Source organism: Streptomyces sp. MK37H (genome assembly GCF_018035285.1).
GTDB lineage: Bacteria > Actinomycetota > Actinomycetes > Streptomycetales > Streptomycetaceae > Streptomyces > Streptomyces endocoffeicus.
In genome coordinates, this window is sequence record NZ_JAAAYH010000127.1 from 1 (window position 1) to 20855 (window position 20855).

Below are 20855 nucleotides of genomic sequence, written 5' to 3' on the forward strand. Positions count from 1 at the left end.
CCCCGAGGGCCCCGAGGGCCCCGAGGGCCCCGAGGGCCCCGAAGGCGGGAGCGGGTGTTTGGGCGCGTACCCTCATAGCTCGTGAGGACGGGCGCGAAACAGGCGACGAGTGGCGATGTGGTGTGCACCGTGCGCGGCCTGGTCAAGACCTATCCCGCGGCGCGCGGCCGACGCGGCGCGCCCGCCACGCCCGCCGTCCGGGCCAGCGACGGCATCGACCTCGATGTGGTGCGCGGCGAGGTCTTCGGGCTGCTCGGGCCCAACGGCGCCGGCAAGTCCACCCTTGTACGGCAGCTCACCGGCCTGCTGCGGCCCGACGAGGGCCAGGTGCGGGTGCTCGGCCACGATCTCGTACGCCACCCCGAGCGCGCCGCCCGGCTGCTGGGCTATCTCGGCCAGGACTCGACCGCGCTGGACGAGCTGACCGTCGCCCTCGCCGCCGAGACCACCGCGCGGCTGCGCGGCCTGGAGACCCGCGCGGCCCGTGCCGAGCGGGACGCGGTGATCGAGGAGCTGGGGCTCGGGGAGGTCGCCGGGCGCCCGCTGAAGAAGCTGTCCGGGGGCCAGCGGCGGCTGGCCTGCGTCGCCGCCGCGCTGGTGGGGGAGCGGCCGCTGCTGGTGCTGGACGAGCCCACCAGCGGGATGGACCCCGTCGCCCGCCGCGCCGTATGGGCGGCCGTGGACCGGCGGCGGGCCGAGCGGGGGGTGACGGTGGTGCTGGTCACCCACAATGTGATCGAGGCGGAGACGGTGCTGGACCGGGTCGCCGTGCTGGACCGCGGCCGGGTCATCGCCTGCGACACGCCCGCCGGGCTCAAGGCACTGGTGGCCGACGAGGTGCGGCTGGAGCTGGTGTGGCGCACCGAGCCGCCGCTGGAGGTGCCCGAGGTCGCCGCCCTGTGGAAAACCGCCGAGGCGGCCCGGGCCGCCGGCGGCGCCTCCGGGCGGCGCTGGACGCTCCGGCTGCCGCCGGACGACGCGCGCGCCGCCATCGCCACCGTGACCGGTGGCCCCGCCTTCGCCGCGCTGGACGATTTCACCCTTGCCACGCCGAGCCTGGAGGATGTGTACATCGCCCTGGGGGGCCGTGCGGAGGGCGCGGAGGGGCTGGTGAAGGCGTGACCGCCGGGGCGAGCCGGTGAACGCGTCGGTGACCGTGACCGTATTCAAGCCGCAAGAGGCGAAGAGGAGCAGCACAACGTGAGTGTCATGCCCGCCGTGTCCGGCGTGTCCGGGGCCACTGGTGTGCCTGGTGTGTCCGGTGCGTCTGCTGGGCTGCCCGGTGCATCCGGTGCATCCGGTGCCTCCGGTGTCTCCGGTGCGTCCGGTGTCTCCGGTGCCTCGGGGGCGTCCGGTGACGCCGGTGAGGCCGGTGACATGCCCGCGCCGCTGGCGGCCCGGGCGCGGCTCTTCCCCGCGCTCGTCGCGGTCTACCGCGCCCAGCTCTCACGGGCCCGGGTGGCCCGGATCCCGCTGCTCTTCGTGGCCACCTTCCAGTCCATCGGGATCATGGTCCTGATGCGCGGGGTGGTGGACGGCGGAAGCGAGGCGCGGTCGGTGGTGGCCGGATCGAGCGTGCTGGTCGTCGCCTTCGTGGCGCTCAACCTGCTCGCGCAGTACTTCGGCCAGCTGCGGGCCAGCGGCGGTCTTGACCACTACGCGACCCTGCCGGTGCCGCCCTCGGCCGTCGTGCTCGGGGCGGCCGCCGCGTACGCCTCCTTCACCGTACCCGGGACCGCCGTCACCGCGGTGATGGGCAGTGTGCTCTTCCAGCTGCCCATGACGAACCTGTGGATCCTCCTCGCCGTGATCCCCCTGTCCGGCGCCGCCCTCGCCGGACTCGGCGCCGCACTGGGACTGCTCGCCCCTCGCCAGGAACTCGCCACGCTGTGCGGGCAGTTGGGGATGTCCGCCGCGCTGCTGCTCGGCGTGCTGCCCGCGGCCCGGATGCCACAGGTGGTGTCGTACGCGCGCGATCTGCTGCCGTCGACGTACGGTGTGGAGGCCCTGGCCCGGTCCTTCGACGGACAGCCCGACTGGTGGGTGGTCTGCGCCGACCTCGGGGTGTGCGCCGGAGTGGCCGTGGTGTCCCTTGCCGCCGCGACCTGGGCCTATCGGCGGGCGGCGGTGCGGTGACGCGCCGCAGCGAACGTCCCGCCGACCGAAGTACGCCATCCACCTGGCACGATGACGGGGTGACCGCACCGTTGACGCCGCATGATCAGCACTCGCCGCAGGACGAGCCCGCCGAGGGCCGGCCGCCGTCCCACGAGCAGCCTGCCGGGGACTCCGCCGTGCCGTACCCCACCGGGTATCCCGCGCACCCGGGGCAGGCTTCGGGGCATCCGGAGCACGCCGAGCACTCCGATGGGCACGCCGAGTTCTCCGAGCACTCCGAGCCCGGGCCCGAGTTGCGTGCCGAACTGGTGCAGGCGTCGCTGGTCGCCATTGCGGTGGCGGTCTCCGGAGTGCTTCTCGGGCTGCTGTGGCTGTGGTTGGCGCCGAAGGTTCCCCTGGTCTCGGACGGCTCCGCCGTCTATCTGAAGAACTCGGAAGGGGAGGACGCGGTCGGCGCGGACGGGATGTTCACGCTGCTCGGGCTCGCCTTCGGCGCCGTCTCGGCCATCATCGTCTTTCTGCTCTTCCGCCACGGCGGTATCGCGCTGGTCGTCGGGCTGGCGATCGGCGGGGTGCTCGCCTCGGTGATCGCCTGGCGGCTGGGCGTATGGCTGGGGCCCGCCTCGGACGTCGTGGCCCACGCCAAGGCGGCCGGTAAGGGCGTCACCTTCGACGGGCCGCTCAAGCTGGGCGCGAAGGGTGCGCTGCTGGCGTGGTCGGTGGCGGCGATGGTGATCCACCTGGCGCTGACAGGGCTCTTCGGCCCCCGGGACCCGGAGCCCGCGCTGCCGGCCGCGCCGGGGCCGGAAGCACGCTAAGCGGTTCGGCCCGCCTCCAGCGCGCTGGGGCCGCCTCGAAGCGGCTAGGGGTTGTCCGACGGACCGTGACGCCTGCGGCGGGCTGTTCCCCTCCCCGCCCCTTCCCGAAACCGGGTCTCCGCCCCAGACCCCGGCCGGACGGCCCGGATGCGCGCGGTCATCCGCCGCACCGGCATGGCGACCGTGATCAGCCCGCCGGTGTGGGTGTTCACGGCGGTGGCCGGCTCCTCGCCCCCCGGGGTCCAGGGGCGGAGCCCCTGCCATGCGGCGGAGCCGCATATCGATGCTGCGGGAAGGGGGAAGCACCGATATACGGCTCCGCCGCGTGGTCCGCCGGGCACTCCGTAGGTCCCGCCTCGGCCGCTCAGCCCCGCCATGCGAGCCATACGCGGGGTGCTGGGCCGCCACGCGAGCCATGGGCCGCCGCGTGAGCCATGGGCGAGCTATCGGCGGGCGGCCAGGGCCGCCACGGCGGCCACGAGCGGGCAATCGCCGCCACGGCGCCTACGAGCGGGCGATCGCCGCCACGGCGGCCACGAGGGGCAATCAGCGCCCGGCTATGAGCGGGCGATCGGTGCCACCACCGCGTCCGTCAGCGACGCCAGGTCCTTGGGCGACAGCTCGACCTCCAGCCCGCGGCGGCCCGCCGAGACGCAGATCGTCTCGTAGCCGTCGGCCGACGCGTCCAGGGCCGTCGGAAGGCGCTTGCGCTGGCCGAGTGGGGAGATCCCGCCTCGCACATAGCCCGTGGTGCGCTCGGCCACCGCCGGGTCCGCCATCGTGGCGCGCTTGCCGCCGACCGCCGAGGCGAGCGCCTTGAGGTCGAGCGTGGCCGAGACCGGCACGATGGCGACCGTAAGGCGGTCATCGACGCTCGCCACGAGGGTCTTGAAGACTCGCTCCGGTGCGACGCCGAGCGCCTGGGCGGCCTCCTCGCCGTAGGACGGCGCCGCCGGGTCGTGCTCGTAGGAGTGCACGGTGAAGTCCGTGCCCGCGGCGGTGAGGGCGGTGGTGGCGGGGGTGCCCGCCGAGTTCTTCCTGGTCTTCTTCGGCATGTTCGTCCGCGTCAGTTGGGGCTGGTGGGACCGCGGGTCAGATCGACGGCGGGGAGCGACGGGAGCTTACCGATGACCGCGCTCTCGGCGCGAAGGAGTTTCAGCTCGTCGGCCAGCCGGCTCGCGGTGTCCGGCGCCTGCAGCAGCCGCTGCTTCGCGGGCGTGTCGAGCACGGCCGCGGCCGCCACCAGGTAGGAGAGGACGGACGGCTCGCCCGGCAGGTCCTGCTCGGCGGCCAGGGTGCGCTCCCGGGCGCCCGCGAGCCGCTTCTGGTACATGCGGAAGGCCCGTACGACCCCCGAGGCCAGCGCCCCGGCGCCCTCGCCCTGCTCCTCCTCCAGCTCCTTGACCTCGGCCGTCAGATACGGGCCCGAGGAGTCCACGGAGACCAGCTCGAAGCGGGTGGTGCCGGTGGCCAGCACCTCGAAGGTGCCGTCCTCCTGCTCCCGGATGGTGGCCGCGTCCGCCACGCACCCCACGGAATAGAAGGACTTGGCGGGGTCGGGGCCGAACCCGGCCGTGGGGCCGGGGTCCGGCGTCGTGAGGGAGTCCGGGAGGCCGATCGCGCTCGGCGCGACCTCATGGCCGTCCCTGATCGCGATCACCCCGAACCGGCGCGGCGCGTCCTCGGGGAGCGCCGACAAATCGCGCATCAGGGAGCGATACCGCTGCTCGAAGACGTTCAGGGGCATGACGAGCCCCGGGAACAGCACCGTGTTCAGCGGGAAGAGCGGAAGGCGCGCGGAGGTCACGGGGCGTAAGCCTAATGGCCCCGCGCGTTCCCTTTCACTGGCGCCGGGGCAGCGGTCACTGGCGCCGCAGCAGCCGGGACGCGCCGGCGGCGACCGCGGTGGCCAGCACCCAGCCCAGAAGGATCATGACGATGGACGCCCATTGGACGGCGCCCTGGGGTTTCCAGTAGCCGTCCATGCCCAGATCGATGACCGGAATCAGCAGATCGAGCGTGTACAGCGAGGCGTTCCAGTTCGGCGATTCATCAGGCTTCAGCGCCTCCGGCCGGTTGTGGGCGAAGAACACCGAGCCGACCGCCCACAGCACCGCCATCCACACCGCCGCCCGGCCCGGGCGGTAGCCGTAGGCCACCGTCCAGTCCTGGAGATAGCCCCACACCTTGCCGGCGAGCGGCAGCGTCTCCCGGCGGCGCCGCTGCTTGGCGAGCTGCACCTCGCGTGCGTCGGCGTCCTCGCCGCTGGCCCGCATCGTGTTGGCCAGCATCTCGTACGGCTCGGGGGCGTACTCGGGCGTGGCGGCGGCCACCCACTCCAGCCGCCGGGCCAGCGGGAAGTGGCCGCGCGGGATCAGGCACTCATAGCTGAACCCGGCCATGGTCAGCCCGCCAGGGCCCGGCCAGCTCACCGACTTGTCGACAAGATTGACCACCCGGGCGCCGGAGAGGATCACCCGGCCGCGCTGCGGCCGCTCCCCGAGGAAGCGCAGCTCGGGCGTCTGGACCCGGCGCAGCGACAGCTCCTGGTCGTTCTCCATGATGAAGCGGGCCTGGTCGAAGTCGATCGCGTCGCCGATCCGCCCGTCGTCCAGCCGGATCCCGCCCTCGCACTCGAAGCGCTGGATCCGGGTGCCACGGGTGGGGGTGGAGGCGGTGCCGTACGGCGGGGTGGAGCCGCTGGAGTACGTGCTCACCCCGCCCGCGGTGAGGTACAGGCTGCGCTCCACGGTCAGCTGCGGCGCGTTCAGCGCGCGGCGGCCGTAAGGGTTGCGCAGCCGGCTGCCGCGCAGGCTGAGCGACACGCCGATCTGCGCCCCGCGCAGGCTCAGCTCGCCGTACGACTCGATCATGTCGGCCTGGAAGTCCTGGGCGACGGTCAGCCCGTCGGCGCTGATCGACATGCCCCGGCGGTCGCGGCGCACAATGAGCTGGTTGAGCAGTAAATCGGTGCCGATATGGGCGTCGGTGAGCCGGATGCCGTGCTCGACCACACAGCGTGGCAGATGCAGATCGCCCTCGGTGCGCAGCCGGGCCGCCTCCAGCCGGGGGAGGGAGCAGCCCACCAGGCGCAGGGTGGTGAACTGCGCCTCGGGGACCAGCACCTCCCGCTCGAAGCGGCAGTTCTTGAGCTCCACATAGGGCTCGATGTTTCCGCCGGCCAGATCGAGCGTGCCGGTGATGTGCACCCCGTTGAGCTTGAGCGCCGAGACCCGGCCCGGCTGCGCGGGCGGCCCGTCCAGCAGCAGGAGGGCCACGACACGCGCGCGGACACTGCGCTCCGGGCCCCAGGCGTACGGTCCTGAGGGGTCGTTCCGCTGGGGGTGGGAGGTGCGCAGATCATGGGTGCTGCCATTGCGGAACGCCTGCCACATGCCCCATTCGGCGGTGGTCAGATCGAGGCCCGGGGGTGGGTCGCCATCGTGCGGCTCGGTCACAGCCGTGTCCCCTCCTGATTCTCCGTGTCCCCGTACGGAGCACATTCCCGCTGAGTAACCGGTTGAACGCCAACGGTCAGGGTCAACTTAGGGGGTCCGTATCACTGGCTGATACGGGGGGAGGGGCCTCGTGGCGGGTCTGAGACAATTGATCGCGTGATCTCCCGTATCGATCTGCGCGGTGCCGCCTTCCCTGAGGGCGGGATCGACCGCGACCTGCTGCCCCGTGCCGAGCTCGACGTCGAGGCCGCCCTGGAGAAGGTGCGGCCCATCTGCGACGACGTGCGCCATCGCGGTACCGCTGCGCTGATCGACTACGCCCATCGGTTCGACGGCGTGACCATAGAGCGGGTGCGGGTCCCCGCGGAGGCGCTGGAGAGCGCCCTCGCCGAGCTGGACCCGGCCGTGCGGGCCGCCCTGGAGGAGTCCATCCGGCGGGCCCGGCTGGTCCACCGCGACCAGCGGCGCACCGACCACACCACCCAGGTGGTGCCGGGCGGCACGGTCACCGAGCGCTGGGTGCCGGTCGAACGCGTCGGGCTGTACGTACCGGGCGGGCGCTCGGTCTACCCCTCGTCCGTGGTGATGAACGTGGTGCCCGCGCAGGAGGCCGGGGTCGCCTCGATGGCCGTCGCCTCCCCGCCGCAGGCGGAGTTCGGCGGGCTGCCGCACCCCACCATCCTCGCGGCGTGCGCCCTGCTGGGCGTGGACGAGGTGTACGCGGCGGGCGGTGCCCAGGCCGTCGCCATGTTCGCCTACGGCACCGAGGACTGCCGTCCGGTCTCGATGGTGACCGGGCCTGGCAACATCTGGGTCGCGGCGGCCAAGCGGCTGCTCAAGGGCCGGATCGGCATCGACGCCGAGGCCGGGCCGACCGAGATCGCCATCCTCGCCGACTCCACCGCCGACCCGGTGCATGTCGCAGCGGACCTGATCAGCCAGGCCGAGCACGATCCGCTGGCCGCGTCCGTGCTGGTCACCGATTCCGAGGAGCTGGCCGCCGCGGTCGAGAAGGAGCTCGAGGTCCAGGTCGGGGCCACCAAGCATGTCGCGGACCGGATCGGTCCGGCGCTGGCCGGGCGGCAGTCCGGCATCGTGCTGGTGGACGGTCTGGAGCAGGGCCTGGCCGTCGTGGACGCGTACGCGGCCGAGCACCTGGAGATCCAGACCGAGGACGCGGCGGCCGTCGCGGCCCGGGTGCGCAACGCCGGGGCGATCTTCGTCGGGGCCTACGCCCCGGTCTCGCTCGGTGACTACGCGGCGGGCTCCAACCATGTGCTGCCCACCGGCGGCTGCGCCTGCCACTCCTCGGGGCTGTCCGTGCAGTCCTTCCTGCGCGGCATCCATGTGGTGGACTACACCCGGGACGCGCTGGCCGAGATCGCCGGCCATGTGGTGACGCTGGCCGAGGCGGAGGATCTGCCCGCCCACGGCGCCGCGGTGAAGGCAAGGTTCGACTGGAAGGTGCCACCGAGCAAGTGACCGGCATTGACGATCTCCCGATCCGGGACGAGCTCCGTGGCAAATCCCCGTACGGCGCTCCGCAGCTGGACGTGCCCGTACGGCTGAACACCAACGAGAACCCCTATCCGCTGCCCGAGCCGCTGGTCGCCCGGATCGCCGAGCGGGTCGCCGAGGCGGCCCGGAACCTCAACCGCTACCCGGACCGGGACGCGGTCGAGCTCCGCACCGGGCTGGCCCGCTACCTCAGCCGTACGGCCGGTCTCGAGGTCGGCGTCGCCCAGGTCTGGGCGGCCAACGGGTCCAACGAGGTGCTCCAGCAGCTGCTGCAGACCTTCGGCGGCCCGGGGCGCACCGCGATCGGCTTCGAGCCCTCGTACTCGATGCACGCGCTGATCTCCCGTGGCACCGGCACCGGCTGGATTTCCGGTCCCCGGAACGCCGATTTCACCATCGATGTCGATGCCGCCCGTAAGGCCATCGCCGAGCACCGCCCCGATGTCGTCTTCATCACCTCGCCGAACAATCCGACGGGGACAGCGGTCGGCGCCGAGACGGTGCTGGCGCTGCACGACGCGGCGCAGGACGCCAGGGCGGACACCGCCGGGGCGCTCGTCGTCGTGGACGAGGCGTACGGGGAGTTCAGCCACCGTCCGTCGCTGCTGCCGCTGATCGAGGGGCGGCCGCGGCTGGTGCTCTCGCGGACCATGTCCAAGGCGTTCGGCGCGGCCGGGCTGCGGCTCGGCTACCTCGCCGCCGACCCGGCGGTCGTCGACGCCGTCCAGCTGGTCCGCCTGCCGTACCACCTGTCCGCCGTCACCCAGGCCACCGCGCTGGCCGCCCTGGAGCACACCGATACGCTGCTGGGGTACGTGGAGGCGCTCAAGGCCGAGCGCGACCGGCTGGTGAGCGAGCTGCGCACCATCGGCTGCGAGGTGACCGACTCCGACGCCAACTTCGTCCAGTTCGGCCGCTTCGAGGACGCCCACGCGGCGTGGCAGGGCCTGCTGGACCGGGGCGTCCTGGTCCGGGACAACGGGGTACCGGGATGGCTGCGGGTCACCGCGGGGACCCCGACCGAGAACGACGCGTTCCTCGACGCGGTACGCGAGCTGATGAAGGAGACGAGCGCATGACCCGCGTGGGACGCGTGGAGCGCACCACCAAGGAGACCTCGGTCGTCGTCGAGATCGACCTCGACGGCACCGGCCAGGTCGATGTGTCGACAGGGGTCGGCTTCTACGACCACATGCTCGACCAGCTCGGCCGCCACGGCCTCTTCGACCTCACGGTCAAGACCGAGGGCGACCTGCACATCGACACCCACCACACCATCGAGGACACCGCTCTCGCGCTGGGCGCCGCCTTCAAGCAGGCGCTCGGCGACAAGGTGGGCATCTACCGCTTCGGCAACTGCACGGTGCCGCTGGACGAGTCGCTGGCCCAGGTGACGGTCGACCTCTCCGGCCGCCCGTACCTGGTGCACACCGAGCCGGAGAACATCGCGCCGATGATCGGCACCTACGACACCACGATGACCCGGCACATCCTGGAGTCCTTCGTGGCCCAGGCGCAGATCGCCCTGCATGTCCACGTGCCCTACGGGCGCAATGCCCACCACATCGTGGAGTGCCAGTTCAAGGCCCTGGCGCGGGCCCTGCGCTACGCCAGCGAGCGCGACCCCCGCGCCGCCGGGATCCTCCCCTCCACGAAGGGCGCCCTGTAACTGTGAGCGGAGAAGCGAACGAGGTAGCCCTGTGAGCGTCGCGCGCGCGGCCGCCGGGCCGCAGACGACACTCGACCCGCGCTTTCGCCGCGCGGGCGGAGAAGCGAACGAGGTAGCCCTGTGAGCGTCGCGCGCGCGGCCGCCGGGCCGCAGACGAAACCCGACCCGCGCTTTCGCCGCGCGGGCGGAGAAGCGAACGAGGTAGCTGCGTGAACGGCCTGTCGACCGCGTTCATCCTCCTGGGACTGTTTCTGCTCGGCGGGGTCATCTCCTTCGTCAAGCAGGGCATGTCCAAGAGCATCATCACGCTGCTCGGGATCGGCGCCACGATGGCGCTGCTCGCCGGCGTCCTGCGGCTTGAGGTATGGAATTGAGCAACAAGAGCGTCGTTGTCCTCGACTACGGATTCGGCAACGTCCGGTCCGCCGAGCGGGCCCTCGCCCATGTCGGCGCGCAGGTCGAGATCACCCGTGACTACGACAAGGCCATGGCCGCCGACGGCCTGCTCGTCCCCGGCGTCGGCGCCTTCGCCGCCTGCATGAAGGGGCTGCGCGCGGCGCGCGGCGACTGGATCGTGGGGCGCCGGCTGTCCGGCGGCCGCCCGGTCATGGGCATCTGCGTCGGCATGCAGATCCTCTTCGGGCGCGGTATCGAGCACGGCGTCGAGGCCGAGGGCCTGGACGAGTGGCCCGGCACGGTCGAGCCGCTGCGCGCCCCCGTCGTCCCCCACATGGGCTGGAACACGGTCAAGGCGCCCGGGGACTCCCAGCTCTTCGCGGGCCTGGACGAGGGCGAGCGGTACTACTTCGTCCACTCCTACGCGGTCCGCACCTGGAAGCTCGAGGTCACCAACCCGCATATCCCCGCCCCCAAGGTCACCTGGTCCACCCATGGCGAGCCGTTCGTCGCCGCTGTCGAGAACGGCCCGCTGTGGGCCACCCAGTTCCACCCCGAGAAGTCGGGCGACGCCGGGGCGCGGCTGCTCCGCAACTGGCTCGACACGCTCTGACCGGCCCCCGCGTCAGCTCTCACCGCCCGCACGCTCTCACCGAAGGTTGTCCGCATGCGCACGCACCGCCTCGAACTCCTCCCAGCCGTCGATGTCCGCGACGGCCAGGCCGTCCGCCTCGTCCACGGCGAGTCCGGCTCCGAGACGTCGTACGGCGACCCGATGGAGGCCGCCCTGGCCTGGCAGCGGGCGGGCGCCGAGTGGCTGCACCTGGTGGACCTCGACGCCGCCTTCGGCACCGGGAACAACCGCGCGCAGATCGCCGAGGTGGCCCGCGCCATGGACCTCAAGGTCGAGCTGTCCGGCGGGATCCGCGACGACGCCTCGCTGGCCGCCGCCCTGGCCACCGGCTGCACCCGGGTGAACCTCGGCACGGCCGCGCTGGAGACCCCCGAGTGGGTCGCCAAGGTCATCGCCGAGCACGGCGACCTCATCGCCGTGGGCCTCGATGTGCGCGGCACCACGCTGCGCGGGCGCGGCTGGACCCGGGACGGCGGGGATCTGTACGAGACGCTGGCCCGCCTCGACTCCGAGGGCTGCGCCCGCTACGTCGTCACCGACATCGCCAAGGACGGCACCCTCCAGGGCCCCAACCTGGAGCTGCTGCGCAATGTCTGCGCCGCGACCGACCGCCCCGTCGTCGCCTCGGGCGGCGTTTCCTCGCTTGACGACCTGCGTGCCCTTGCGACCCTGGTACCGGAAGGTGTCGAGGGCGCCATCGTGGGCAAGGCGCTCTATGCCAAGGCATTCACCTTGGAAGAGGCGTTGGAGGCGGTGGCCGTATGACCTCACCCGAGATCGGGCGACGGGTCCAGACCGAGAGTCCCTGGGAGCAGACCATCGGGTTCGCCCGGGCCGTCGAGGCCGGTGACCTGGTGCTCGTCGCCGGGACGATGCCGCTGGCCGAGCGCGGCGTCCTGGAGGGCGAGGGGGATCCGTACGAGCAGACGCTCGCGGCCTTCGGCCATGCGCTGGACGCGCTGAAGAAGTTCGACCTCGGCGTCGAATCGGTGGTCCGCACCCGTATGTACCTCACCCACGCCCGTGACGTGGACGAGGTGGGCCGCGCCCACAAGGAGCTCTTCGACGCCGTGCGCCCCGCCGCGACGCTGGTCGTGGTGTCCGGCTTCGTCGACTCGCGCGTCCTGGTGGAAGTCGAACTGGAAGCATTCCGAGGAGCACGACAGTCATGACCCTGGCGGTCCGAGTCATCCCCTGCCTGGACGTGGACAACGGCCGGGTCGTCAAGGGCGTCAACTTCCAGAATCTGCGCGACGCGGGCGACCCGGTCGAGATGGCCAAGATCTACGGCGAGGAGGGCGCGGACGAGCTCACCTTCCTCGACATCACCGCCTCCTCCGGCGACCGCGAGACCACCTACGACGTGGTCCGCCGCACCGCCGAGCAGGTCTTCATCCCGCTCACGGTCGGCGGTGGCGTCCGCACCCCGGAGGACGTCGACAAGCTGCTGCGCGCCGGGGCGGACAAGGTCGGCGTCAACACCGCCGCCATCGCCCGCCCCGAGCTGATCCGTGAGATCGCCGAACGCTTCGGCAGCCAGGTGCTCGTCCTCTCGGTCGACGCCCGCCGCTGCCCCGAGGGGACGGTGACCCCCTCCGGCTACGAGGTCACCACCCACGGCGGCCGCCGTGGCACCGGTATCGACGCCGTCGAATGGGCCCACCGCGCGGCGGAGCTGGGCGCCGGGGAGATCCTGCTGAACTCCATGGACGCGGACGGCACCAAGGACGGCTACGACACCGCCATGATCGAGGCCGTCCGCAAGCACGTCACCGTCCCGGTGATCGCCAGCGGCGGTGCCGGCAAGGCGGCCGACTTCTCCCCGGCCATCGCCGCGGGGGCCGACGCGGTGCTCGCGGCCTCCGTCTTCCACTTCGGCGATCTGCGGATCGGCCAGGTGAAGGACGCACTACGGAGGGCTGGCCACCCGGTCCGCTGAGGCGCGCCCGCGCCGCCGCCCAGGGCCTGTCGTCAAAGGGGGCGCCCTGCTCCCAACCGACGCCTGGCACGGCCGCTCGCCGCGTTGTCGCATCACCCGAGTACGCCGAGTACGAGGGCGACGCTCCGCCTTGCGATCGACCGCACCGGACTCCCCCGGGCTACCGCTGGGAGGTGCCCCCCGCTCGCGGCCGGGCGCCGCCTTTGACGACAGACCCCAGGAGGGCCCAAGGAGGCGTCTGACGGATCGTGACGCCTGCGGCGGGCTGCTCCCTCCCCGCCCCTTCCCTCTTACTGGGGCTCTGCCCCAGACCCCGGGGTTCAGGGTCCTTCTGACGGATCTCCGCGGCGTCGCGACGCCCGGCACGCCCTCTCGCCGCACCGCGCGAAAACCCAAGTAGCTCCGCTACGAGGGCTTCCGCACGGCACGCCGAGAGCACGCCCCGGACGCCGCTCCTTCTTCCACGGAGATCCGTCAGAAGGACCCTAGGGCAGAGCCCCTGCCACGCGGCGGAGCCGCGTATCGATGCTGCGGGAAGGGGCGGGGAGGGGAGGATCCGCCGGACACACCGCAGGGCGTGCCTGGTATTACTTCGTGGCGGATCCCGGCCGCTGGCGGTACGCGTCGACGATGCCGCGCTTCAGCACGGCGCTCTCCGACAGGACGTCGCCCTTCTTGCCCGCCCCGGCGTCCTTCGTCCGGTAGCTGTGCTCACCGAGGTAGGCGAGGCTGTCCCGGTCGAAGACCCACTCGGTGGTACTCAGGCCCCGCTCGTCGGTGCGGACGATGCCGACCCCGTGCCGGCCCGCCGCGTCCACCGCGTCCTCGTGCCGGGTCACCCCGGGGATCTTCGCGGCGGCCTTGTACAGGGCGGCGGCGTTCTCCGGCGGCATCACCGTCTCGCCCAGCAACTGGCCGATCCGGTCGAAGACGGCCTGCGTCTTCTCCTGGCCCTCGTCCGCGTCGGTCATCCGGTAGAGCTCATCGAGCAGGACGTCCGGGTCGGTCGGCAGGGACGCCAGCCACTGGTAGGTGGGACGGTTGATGCCCGCCGGAGACCCTCCCAGTTCGCGCAGCGGGAAGTAGCTCCCGCCCTCGTGGATCTCGCCGATCTTGGTCATCCGCTTCGCCCGCTGCGACAGCCAGATCTCCCGCTCGCCGCGCGGCTCCAGCTTGGAGGAGCCGTCGTCCTTCAGCTCGGCACCCCGCCCCACGCTCTTGACGTAGACGAACTGGTCCTGTCGCACCGGCTTGACGTCCGACTTCGCCGCGGTCCCGGCGATCCGGTCGAGCAGGACGGTGGCGGTCTCGCGGGGCTGGGAGCCATCGCCGGAGTCGCCGCCCGCGGTCAGGGTGACGGCCAGCGCCCCGGCCAGCGCCAGGGCCGCGGCGGGCATCAGCAGCGCCGGGCGCGGCAGCCGCCGCCGGACCTTCCGGGCGGGCGCGGGGGTGCGGTTCTGGTCGTCATCGATGTGCTGCATCAATCGGTCCTTGTGGTGGAGGTACGGAGCGGAGGGCACGTCCCGTTCCGCCGGGACGGGAGGAAGCAGCCGGGCGAGCTCCTCGCGCGCGGTGTCCTCGTACGCGTCGCACGGGGTGTCCTCGTACGCGTCGCACGCGGCGTCCTCGTACGCGGCGTCCTCGCGCTCGGGCCGGGCGGGCCCGGAGCCGGCGGCGTTCATCGGGGGTCCTCCTGAAACTCCTGAAAGGGCAGGGCCGCGAACGCGGCCTCACGCTGTACCTCTCCGCGACGGTGCGGCGGTTCCTTCTTTTCTTCCGCGAGCCGCTGATCGGCGAGGGTGCGCAGCCGGGCGCGGGCCCGGGACAGCCGCGAGCGCACCGTTCCCACCGGGATGCCCATGGCCTCGGCCGCCTGTGCGTAGTCCAGGCCGGACCAGACGCACAGCGCCAGCACCTCCTGTTCCCCGCGCCGCAACCGGCCGAACACCGTGCGCACGGCGGCGAGTCGGCGGGCGTCGTCGATCCGGCCCGCCGACTCCTCCGCGAAGTCCGCCACCGGGGCGGGGGCCGGGCGGCGGGCCAGGAAGGCCAGGCGCCGGCCGATGCCGCGGTTGGCGTTGCGCGCCTTGTTCGTCGCCACGCCCAGCAGCCACGGTTTCAGCGTGCCGTCGCCCGGCTCCAGTTGCTCCCGGGTGCGCCAGGCGTCGAGGAACGTATCGCCCATCACCTCCTCGGCCACCGACCAGTCGCCGGTCAGCCGGAAGGCATGGTTGTAGACCGTGCGCGCGTAACTCTCGTAGAGCTCCGCGAACGCCTCGCGGTCACCCGCCCGTATCCGGGCCCGCAGGCCATCACTCATCTCGTTCACACCTCACACCCGTGCCTCTCCGCACGGCGGAGGTGGTTCCCGTGACCTGCGCCACACATGGGGCGCGGGCGCTTACGGGATGTCCGGCGGACCACGCCGCGGAGCCGCATATCGATGCCGCGGGAAGGGGCGGGGAGGGGAGTAGCCCGCCGCAGGCGTCGGCAGGCGTCCGCAGGCGTCAAGATCCGCCGGACACCCCCTACTCGGCCGGGACGGACGCCGCCTCGATCACCTCGTCCAGCACGTCACGCGAGCGGAGCAGGTCCGCGATCATGCGGTCGATGCGCTCCCGCTCCACCGTCAGATCGGAGACCAGCTGCCCGTTGGCCGTCCGCGACGGGCCGCCGTCCGAGTCCCGCATGCAGGGGAGCAACTGGGCGATCTTCTCGCTGCACAGCCCCGCGGCGAACAGCTCCTGGATGCGGATGACGCGGTCCACCGCGCCCTCCCCGTACTCGCGATGGCCGCCCGGGGTGCGCTCGGCCGTCATCAGGCCCTGCTTCTCGTAGTAGCGCAGCGAGCGCTCGCTGACGCCGGTGCGCCGCGCCAGTTCGCCGATCCGCATTCCTCACCTCGTCTGCCGGTCCGGGCTTGAATCTGACATCGGTGGCAAGTTCTACCGTACCCGCATGACGCACACACCCGAGATACCCGGCCTCTTCGAACCCGCCCGACTCGGCCCTCTCGACCTCCCCAACCGCCTGGTCATGGCGCCGATGACGCGCAACCGCGCCGCCGCCGACGGCGTGCCCCTGCCGATCATGGCCACCTACTACGCCCAGCGCGCCACGGCCGGGCTGATCGTCGCCGAGGCCGCCACGCCCAGCGCGGTCGGGCAGACCTACCCCGACATCGCCGCGATCCACAACGCGGCGCAGGTGGCCGGATGGCGGCGGGTGACCGACGCGGTGCACGCGGCGGGCGGCCGGATGTTCCTCCAACTGCAGCACGGCGGCCGGGTCGGCCACCCGGACACCAGCGGGCTGATGCCGGTGGCGCCCTCGCCGGTGCCGCTCCCGGAGACGATCTTCACCCCGAACGGCCATCAGGAGGCCGTCGTACCGCGCGAGATGACGCTCGAGGAGATCCGTTCCACCATCGCCGACTTCGCCGCCGCCGCGCGCAACGCCCTGGACGCGGGCTTCGCCGGAGTGGAGGTGCACGCCGCCAACGGCTACCTCCTCCACCAGTTCCTGGCCCAGGGCACCAACCGCCGCACCGACGGCTACGGCGGCTCGGTGGCCGGACGCGTCCGGTTCGTGGCCGAGGTGGTCCACGCCGTCGCCGACGCGATCGGCCCCGAGCGGGTGGGCCTGCGCATCTCGCCCGGATCGACCGTCAACGGCATCGAGGAGGGCGACACCGGGGCCCTCTACCCCGCGCTCATCAAGGAATTCGCGGACACCGGCCTCGCCTATCTGCACATCGTCCGCGCCCAGCCGGACCAGCCCCTCTTCCGGGAGCTCCGCGCCTCCTGGCCGGCCACCCTGATCGCCAACCCGTCGCTGCCCGGCGACGGCGTCCCCGCCGACGGCGGTATGCGCCAGGCCGGGGCACTGCTGGCCGAAGGCGCCGACCTGATCGCCCTCGGCCGCACCTTCCTGGCCAACCCCGACCTGGTGACCCGCCTGCGTACCGGCGCTCCGCTCAACCCCATCCGGGACGCGTATCTGATGTACGTGGGCGGCGAGACCGGCTACACGGATTACCCCACCCTGACGGCGGCCTGAGCTCAGCCGACCCGGACGGCCGGCTGGTGGCGGACGGGGAAGTTGACCGAGTTCGCGATGAAGCACGCCTGATGGGCGTCGTGATGCGCCGAACGCGCCCGCTCCAGCATCGCCTCGTCCGCGACGGTGACCACCGGATTGAGCACCACCTCGGTGAAGCGCCCGCTGTGCCCGGCCGTCTCCTCCATGACCCCGGCGGCGACGTCCTCGTACGCCGTGACCGTTACCCCGTCCCGGGCGCATACGGAGAGGTAGGTCAGCATGTGGCACTGCGAGAGCGAGGCCAGCAGGAACTCCTCCGGGTTCCAGCACTCCGGATCCCCCAGGAACGCGGGATCGGCGCTGCCCCGCAGGGTCGGCTTTCCCTCGCCGAGGATGTCGTGCGACCGCCCGTAGTCCCGGTAACCACTCGTCCCCGAACCGGTGTTACCGGTCCACCGGACGGTGGCGCGGTAGGTGTGCTGTCGGCCCATCGTCTGTGCGCTCCCCTTCGTATCCCAGCGGTGGCGGAGCTGGCCCCCGCCCATCGTGCCGTGCTGACTGGGAGTGTCGCACCCGGGAGGAGCGCGTCCTGGTACGGGGGCTCTGACCTGCGCAGACTCGGTGGGGTCAGAACAGAGCGGCACCAGGACGGAAAGGGAAACCGCCATGAACGCCATGACCGGGACCGGCAAGGTCGTGCTCATCACCGGGGCCAGCAGCGGGATCGGGGCGGCGACCGCGCGTCGGCTCGCCGCCGAGGGGCACCGGGTCTATCTGGGGGCGCGGCGGACCGAGCGGCTGGGGGAGCTGGCCGGGGAGATCACCGCCGACGGCGGCAGCGCGGCGTACCAGAGGCTGGATGTCACCGCGGCCGACGACATGCGGGCCTTCGTGGCGGCCGCCCGGGAGCGGTTCGGGCGGGTGGATGTGATGGTCAACAACGCCGGGGTGATGCCCCTTTCGCCGCTCGAGGCGCTGAAGGTCGACGAGTGGGACCGGATGCTCGATGTGAATGTGCGCGGTGTGCTGTACGGCATCGCCGCGGCCCTGCCGGTGATGCGGGAGCAGGGCGGCGGGCATGTCGTGAACATCGCCTCGGTCGGCGCGTACGAGGTGTCGCCCACCGCCGCGGTGTACTGCGCCACCAAGTTCGCCGTACGCGCCATCTCGGAGGGGCTGCGCCAGGAGTCGGCCGGTGGCATCCGGGTCAGCCTGATCTCCCCGGGCGTGACCGAGTCCGAACTCGCCGAGTCCATCTCCGATCCGGCCGCCCGCGAGGCCATGAAGACCTACCGCTCGGTGGCCATCCCCGCCTCCGCGATCGCCGACGCCATCGCGTACGCCGTCGGACAGCCGCCCGAGGTCGACGTCAACGAGATCGTGGTGCGCCCGGCCGCGAGCGCCCAGTAGGGGCGGGCCGTCCGGGAGAGGCGGGCCGTCCAGGAGGGGCGGGCCGTCCAGGAGGGGCGGGCGGAAAATCCGTACGGCGATCGCCGGCGGCGGCTCACACTGAGGGCATGGATGGAGCCACGTCGAGTCAGCTGCTGGGATTCCCGCCGGACGCGCGGGTGCTCATCGTCAACTGCGACGACCTCGGCATGCACGAGTCGGTCAACGTCGCCGTCATCGACGCGATCGAGGAGGGGATCGCGAGCTCCTGCAGCCTGATGGTGCCGTACCCGGGGGCGTCGCAGGCCCTGCGGATGCTGCGCGCGCGGCCGGGCATCCCGTTCGGCATCCACCTCACGCTCGTCCGCGACGCGGACCACCTCCGGTGGGGACCGCTGAGCGCCAGGGGGACGGTGGCGTCGCTGCTGGACGAGCGGGGCGAGCTCTTCACCGCCGACCGGCGGGAGGAGCTGTTCGCGCGGGCGCGCCCCGAGGAGGTCGAGTTGGAGTTCCGGGCCCAGATCGAGGCCGTGGCCGACGCGGGACTGACGCCGACTCATCTGGACTGGCACTGTCTGGCCGACGGCGGCCGCGAGGACGTCTTCGAGGTGACCGTGGCGCTGGCGGGGGAGTACGGACTGGCGGTGCGGGTCTGGCTGGACGGCGGCCGCCGGACGGCGCGCGGGCGGGGGCTGCCGGTCACCGACCATGACTTCCTGGACAGCTTCGCCCTCGATGTCGACGGTAAGGCGGCCCGCTACGCCGAGTTGCTGCGCGCCCTTCCGCCCGGGCTCAGCGAGTGGGCGGTCCACCCCGGGCTGGACGACGCCCGGTCGCGGGCCGCCGAGCCAGGCGGCGGATGGCGGGTGCGCCACGGCGACCACGCGTTCCTGACGTCGGCCCGGGCCCGCGAACTGCTGGCGGAGGAGGGCATCGTGGTGATCGACTACCGGCCGCTCCAGCGGATCTGGTCCAGCGGGCGCCCGATGTGACGCCATCCGGTCCGGGGGGGCGGCCGACGTGATGCCATCTGGTCCGGGGGACGGCCGACTTGACGCCGTTGCCGGGGCCCGCTTTGATCGCAGCAGCCGCACGGTGTACCTGCCCCGTGCCGCGCAAGAGGTGCGCCCAGCCGGTAGGGGACCCGGTGCCGGTCCCGAGCCCGGACACAGTCGCCAGGACGGCGGATGCCATCCGAGGCGGGGACGCTACCCGCGAGTGTTGGAGCTTTCATGCCAGCCAGCCACGCCGCACGCCTTCGTCGCCGCTGGGCCCTCGCGTCGGTGGTGACGGCCGCCGCCGCTGCGGCCGCCGTCGTGACCGTGTCCATGTCCTCGGGAGCCAGCGCGTCCGAAGTGGCGCTGCCGCCCGTCCATGGTGGCTTCGACTACCAGATCGGCGGGGCGTACACCCCGCCGAAGGGGGTCGACATCGTCAGCCGCGACCGCGGGGACTCCCCGGCGGACGGGCTGTACAACATCTGCTACGTCAACGCCTTCCAGGTCCAGCCGGGCGAGCGCGACCAGTGGCCGGACGACCTGCTGCTGCGCGACCGCAACGGCGATCTCGTCATCGACACCAAGTGGAAGGAACCGCTGCTCGACCTCCGTACCGCCGAGAAGCGCGAGCGGGTGGCGGACAAGGTCGACGGGTGGATCGACGGCTGCGCCGACAAGGGCTTCGACGCCGTCGAGCCCGACAACTACGACAGCTACGAACGCTCCAAGAAGCTGCTGACCACCGCTCACGCCAAGGCGTTCATGGCCCTGTTGTCGGAGCACGCGCACGCCCAGGGTCTGGCCATCGCGCAGAAGAACACCGCGGAGCTCCTCCCCGACCGGAAGGCGGCCGGGCTGGACTTCGCGGTGGTCGAGGAGTGCGGCGAGTACGACGAGTGCGGTGAGTTCGCCAAGGCGTACGACGACCATGTGGTGGTGGTCGAGTACGGCGACGAGGGCTTCGCCAAGGCGTGCGACGGCTGGGGCGACCGGCTCAGCGTCGTCCGGCGGGACGAGGATGTCTCTCCCGCGGGCGACGACGGTTACGTTCGCGAGACCTGCTAGACCTGCTAGGGGATTCCCTCGCGTCGTCCCCGTCCGCCCCGCGCGGGCGGGGACGCTTCGCGTTCGGCGGGCGGCTCAGATGCCCAGCTTGGCCTCGTGCGCCTTGGCCACGGCCTCCTTGTCGCCCTCCAGCTCGACCCGGGCGGAATCCTGGCGGCCGGTGAGGAAGAGCGCCAGCTCGCCCGGTTCGCCGGTGACCGTGACGACCGGGGTGCCGCGGTGGGCCACCGCCGTACGGCCGTCCGGGCGGCGCAGCACCAGGCCGACGGGGGAGCGGCGGCCGAAGATCCGGGCGCCGCGCTCGATGCGGGACCACAGCGTGTCGGCGAAGACCGGGTCCAGCTCGCGCGGCGTCCAGTCCGGCCGGGCGCGGCGCACATCCTCGGCGTGGACGTAGAACTCGAAGCTGTTGGCCGCCTCGTCCACCTGCTTCAGCGCGAACGGCGACATCCGCGGCGGACCGGTGCGGAACAGCTGGAGCAGCTCTTCGTACGGCCGCGCAGCGAACTCCTCCTGCACCCGGGCCAGCCGCGCGGCCAGCGGCTTGACCAGCACCCCGGCGGCCGCGTCGGGGCGGCGCTCGCGGACCACCAGATGGGCCGCCAGATCGCGGGTGCTCCAGCCCTCGCACAGCGTCGGGGCCCCGGGGCCCGCGCCGTCCAAGAGGTCGGCGAGGAGCAGGCGTTCGCGCTTCGCGTGAGTGGACATGCGTCCACCCTACGACCGGGGCCCGCCCGCTGCCATGAGGAGCGCCGCCGCGCGCCCCGGCGGGGCGGCTCCGCCCGGGCCTACGGGGTGCGCGGCTCCGCCGC

General features: G+C 72.5%; 23 protein-coding genes. 15 read left to right on the forward strand and 8 right to left on the reverse strand.

The features are described from left to right. Positions 1 to 81 precede the first annotated feature (81 nt). The 3 genes from GWI24_RS19400 to GWI24_RS19410 all read left to right on the forward strand — a co-directional run bounded on the left by GWI24_RS19400 (position 82) and on the right by GWI24_RS19410 (position 2936). Complete coding sequence (locus tag GWI24_RS19400) at positions 82 to 1122, forward strand: ABC transporter ATP-binding protein (protein WP_210947190.1); 1041 nt, start codon at positions 82 to 84, stop codon at positions 1120 to 1122. A 255-nt stretch (positions 1123 to 1377) separates the two neighbouring features. Beyond that, on the forward strand, positions 1378 to 2136 hold the full coding sequence (locus tag GWI24_RS19405; protein WP_247616592.1) for an ABC transporter permease: 759 nt from the start codon (positions 1378 to 1380) through the stop codon (positions 2134 to 2136). A 59-nt stretch (positions 2137 to 2195) separates the two neighbouring features. Next, complete coding sequence (locus GWI24_RS19410; RefSeq protein WP_374103316.1) at positions 2196 to 2936, forward strand: ABC transporter permease; 741 nt, start codon at positions 2196 to 2198, stop codon at positions 2934 to 2936. Positions 2937 to 3493: 557 nt separating this feature from the next. Here the strand turns inward: GWI24_RS19410 and ybaK are convergent. From ybaK to GWI24_RS19425, 3 genes are read right to left on the reverse strand one after another with little or no spacing between them, the layout of a single operon-like run. Further along, positions 3494 to 3991, reverse strand: a complete 498-nt coding sequence (gene ybaK, locus GWI24_RS19415; protein WP_210947192.1) for a Cys-tRNA(Pro) deacylase — start codon at positions 3989 to 3991, stop codon at positions 3494 to 3496. Positions 3992 to 4002: 11 nt separating this feature from the next. Further along, on the reverse strand, positions 4003 to 4743 hold the full coding sequence (locus GWI24_RS19420) for an LON peptidase substrate-binding domain-containing protein (protein ID WP_210947193.1): 741 nt from the start codon (positions 4741 to 4743) through the stop codon (positions 4003 to 4005). A gap of 55 nt (positions 4744 to 4798) precedes the next feature. After that, complete coding sequence (locus tag GWI24_RS19425) at positions 4799 to 6394, reverse strand: oxidoreductase (protein ID WP_198276801.1); 1596 nt, start codon at positions 6392 to 6394, stop codon at positions 4799 to 4801. A gap of 156 nt (positions 6395 to 6550) precedes the next feature. Here GWI24_RS19425 and hisD point away from each other — a divergent pair, with 156 nt between their 5' ends. The 8 genes from hisD (at position 6551) to hisF (ending at position 12550) form a co-directional block, all read left to right on the forward strand. Beyond that, positions 6551 to 7876, forward strand: coding sequence for a histidinol dehydrogenase (gene hisD, locus GWI24_RS19430; protein WP_210947194.1), 1326 nt, complete (start codon positions 6551 to 6553; stop codon positions 7874 to 7876). Beyond that, on the forward strand, positions 7873 to 8991 hold the full coding sequence (locus GWI24_RS19435) for a histidinol-phosphate transaminase (RefSeq protein WP_210947195.1): 1119 nt from the start codon (positions 7873 to 7875) through the stop codon (positions 8989 to 8991). The genes hisD and GWI24_RS19435 overlap by 4 nt, the downstream gene beginning before the upstream one ends. Further along, complete coding sequence (gene hisB, locus GWI24_RS19440) at positions 8988 to 9581, forward strand: imidazoleglycerol-phosphate dehydratase HisB (RefSeq protein ID WP_014059975.1); 594 nt, start codon at positions 8988 to 8990, stop codon at positions 9579 to 9581. The genes GWI24_RS19435 and hisB overlap by 4 nt, the downstream gene beginning before the upstream one ends. A gap of 209 nt (positions 9582 to 9790) precedes the next feature. Further along, a complete protein-coding gene (locus GWI24_RS19445; RefSeq protein WP_210947196.1) occupies positions 9791 to 9955 on the forward strand; it encodes a hypothetical protein in 165 nt (54 codons plus the stop codon). Beyond that, positions 9946 to 10590: an imidazole glycerol phosphate synthase subunit HisH gene (hisH, locus tag GWI24_RS19450; protein ID WP_210947197.1), complete on the forward strand. Its 645-nt coding sequence runs from the start codon at positions 9946 to 9948 to the stop codon at positions 10588 to 10590. The genes GWI24_RS19445 and hisH overlap by 10 nt, the downstream gene beginning before the upstream one ends. A gap of 54 nt (positions 10591 to 10644) precedes the next feature. Then, positions 10645 to 11376 (forward strand): bifunctional 1-(5-phosphoribosyl)-5-((5-phosphoribosylamino)methylideneamino)imidazole-4-carboxamide isomerase/phosphoribosylanthranilate isomerase PriA, encoded by a 732-nt coding sequence (gene priA / locus GWI24_RS19455; RefSeq protein ID WP_210947198.1) that lies wholly within the window; start codon positions 10645 to 10647, stop codon positions 11374 to 11376. Continuing rightward, positions 11373 to 11783, forward strand: coding sequence for a Rid family hydrolase (locus GWI24_RS19460; RefSeq protein ID WP_210947199.1), 411 nt, complete (start codon positions 11373 to 11375; stop codon positions 11781 to 11783). Before priA ends, GWI24_RS19460 begins: the two co-directional genes overlap by 4 nt. Continuing rightward, positions 11780 to 12550: an imidazole glycerol phosphate synthase subunit HisF gene (gene hisF / locus GWI24_RS19465; RefSeq protein WP_210947200.1), complete on the forward strand. Its 771-nt coding sequence runs from the start codon at positions 11780 to 11782 to the stop codon at positions 12548 to 12550. Before GWI24_RS19460 ends, hisF begins: the two co-directional genes overlap by 4 nt. Before the next feature lie 587 nt (positions 12551 to 13137). On the opposite strand, the gene GWI24_RS19470 is transcribed toward hisF, so the two are convergent. From GWI24_RS19470 to GWI24_RS19480, 3 genes are all read right to left on the reverse strand, one after another. Beyond that, positions 13138 to 14232, reverse strand: coding sequence for a CU044_5270 family protein (locus GWI24_RS19470; RefSeq protein ID WP_210947201.1), 1095 nt, complete (start codon positions 14230 to 14232; stop codon positions 13138 to 13140). Beyond that, a complete protein-coding gene (locus tag GWI24_RS19475) occupies positions 14229 to 14870 on the reverse strand; it encodes an RNA polymerase sigma factor (protein ID WP_210947202.1) in 642 nt (213 codons plus the stop codon). The genes GWI24_RS19470 and GWI24_RS19475 overlap by 4 nt, the downstream gene beginning before the upstream one ends. 208 nt (positions 14871 to 15078) lie before the next feature. Further along, a complete protein-coding gene (locus tag GWI24_RS19480) occupies positions 15079 to 15444 on the reverse strand; it encodes a MerR family transcriptional regulator (protein ID WP_210947203.1) in 366 nt (121 codons plus the stop codon). Between the two features lie 64 nt (positions 15445 to 15508). On the opposite strand from GWI24_RS19480, the gene GWI24_RS19485 reads away from it, so the two are divergent. Further along, the gene (locus tag GWI24_RS19485) at positions 15509 to 16609 is read left to right on the forward strand and encodes an alkene reductase (protein WP_210947204.1); all 1101 of its coding nucleotides are present in this window, start codon (positions 15509 to 15511) and stop codon (positions 16607 to 16609) included. Between the two features lie 2 nt (positions 16610 to 16611). Here the strand turns inward: GWI24_RS19485 and GWI24_RS19490 are convergent, their stop codons facing one another. Then, positions 16612 to 17082, reverse strand: a complete 471-nt coding sequence (locus GWI24_RS19490; RefSeq protein WP_210947205.1) for an OsmC family protein — start codon at positions 17080 to 17082, stop codon at positions 16612 to 16614. Positions 17083 to 17266: 184 nt separating this feature from the next. Between GWI24_RS19490 and GWI24_RS19495 the strand changes: the two genes are divergently transcribed. From GWI24_RS19495 to GWI24_RS19505, 3 genes are all read left to right on the forward strand, one after another. After that, positions 17267 to 18001, forward strand: a complete 735-nt coding sequence (locus GWI24_RS19495) for an SDR family oxidoreductase (RefSeq protein ID WP_210947210.1) — start codon at positions 17267 to 17269, stop codon at positions 17999 to 18001. Between the two features lie 107 nt (positions 18002 to 18108). Then, positions 18109 to 18972: a polysaccharide deacetylase family protein gene (locus tag GWI24_RS19500; protein WP_210947206.1), complete on the forward strand. Its 864-nt coding sequence runs from the start codon at positions 18109 to 18111 to the stop codon at positions 18970 to 18972. Positions 18973 to 19212: 240 nt separating this feature from the next. Continuing rightward, positions 19213 to 20043: an endo alpha-1,4 polygalactosaminidase gene (locus tag GWI24_RS19505; RefSeq protein ID WP_210947207.1), complete on the forward strand. Its 831-nt coding sequence runs from the start codon at positions 19213 to 19215 to the stop codon at positions 20041 to 20043. A 75-nt stretch (positions 20044 to 20118) separates the two neighbouring features. Here the strand turns inward: GWI24_RS19505 and GWI24_RS19510 are convergent, their stop codons facing one another. Continuing rightward, positions 20119 to 20751: a TIGR03085 family metal-binding protein gene (locus GWI24_RS19510; protein WP_210947208.1), complete on the reverse strand. Its 633-nt coding sequence runs from the start codon at positions 20749 to 20751 to the stop codon at positions 20119 to 20121. Positions 20752 to 20855 lie beyond the last annotated feature (104 nt).

Coding starts and splice junctions, on each gene's coding strand:
- GWI24_RS19405 (WP_247616592.1), top strand. CDS start 1,378: ATGCCCGCGCCGCTGGCGGCCCGGGCGCGGCTCTTCCCCGCGCTCGTC.
- ybaK (WP_210947192.1), bottom strand. CDS start 3,991: ATGCCGAAGAAGACCAGGAAGAACTCGGCGGGCACCCCCGCCACCACC.
- hisB (WP_014059975.1), top strand. CDS start 8,988: ATGACCCGCGTGGGACGCGTGGAGCGCACCACCAAGGAGACCTCGGTC.
- hisH (WP_210947197.1), top strand. CDS start 9,946: ATGGAATTGAGCAACAAGAGCGTCGTTGTCCTCGACTACGGATTCGGC.
- priA (WP_210947198.1), top strand. CDS start 10,645: ATGCGCACGCACCGCCTCGAACTCCTCCCAGCCGTCGATGTCCGCGAC.
- GWI24_RS19460 (WP_210947199.1), top strand. CDS start 11,373: ATGACCTCACCCGAGATCGGGCGACGGGTCCAGACCGAGAGTCCCTGG.
- hisF (WP_210947200.1), top strand. CDS start 11,780: ATGACCCTGGCGGTCCGAGTCATCCCCTGCCTGGACGTGGACAACGGC.
- GWI24_RS19470 (WP_210947201.1), bottom strand. CDS start 14,232: ATGAACGCCGCCGGCTCCGGGCCCGCCCGGCCCGAGCGCGAGGACGCC.
- GWI24_RS19475 (WP_210947202.1), bottom strand. CDS start 14,870: ATGAGTGATGGCCTGCGGGCCCGGATACGGGCGGGTGACCGCGAGGCG.
- GWI24_RS19480 (WP_210947203.1), bottom strand. CDS start 15,444: ATGCGGATCGGCGAACTGGCGCGGCGCACCGGCGTCAGCGAGCGCTCG.
- GWI24_RS19485 (WP_210947204.1), top strand. CDS start 15,509: ATGACGCACACACCCGAGATACCCGGCCTCTTCGAACCCGCCCGACTC.
- GWI24_RS19490 (WP_210947205.1), bottom strand. CDS start 17,082: ATGGGCCGACAGCACACCTACCGCGCCACCGTCCGGTGGACCGGTAAC.
- GWI24_RS19495 (WP_210947210.1), top strand. CDS start 17,267: ATGACCGGGACCGGCAAGGTCGTGCTCATCACCGGGGCCAGCAGCGGG.
- GWI24_RS19500 (WP_210947206.1), top strand. CDS start 18,109: ATGGATGGAGCCACGTCGAGTCAGCTGCTGGGATTCCCGCCGGACGCG.
- GWI24_RS19505 (WP_210947207.1), top strand. CDS start 19,213: ATGCCAGCCAGCCACGCCGCACGCCTTCGTCGCCGCTGGGCCCTCGCG.
- GWI24_RS19510 (WP_210947208.1), bottom strand. CDS start 20,751: ATGTCCACTCACGCGAAGCGCGAACGCCTGCTCCTCGCCGACCTCTTG.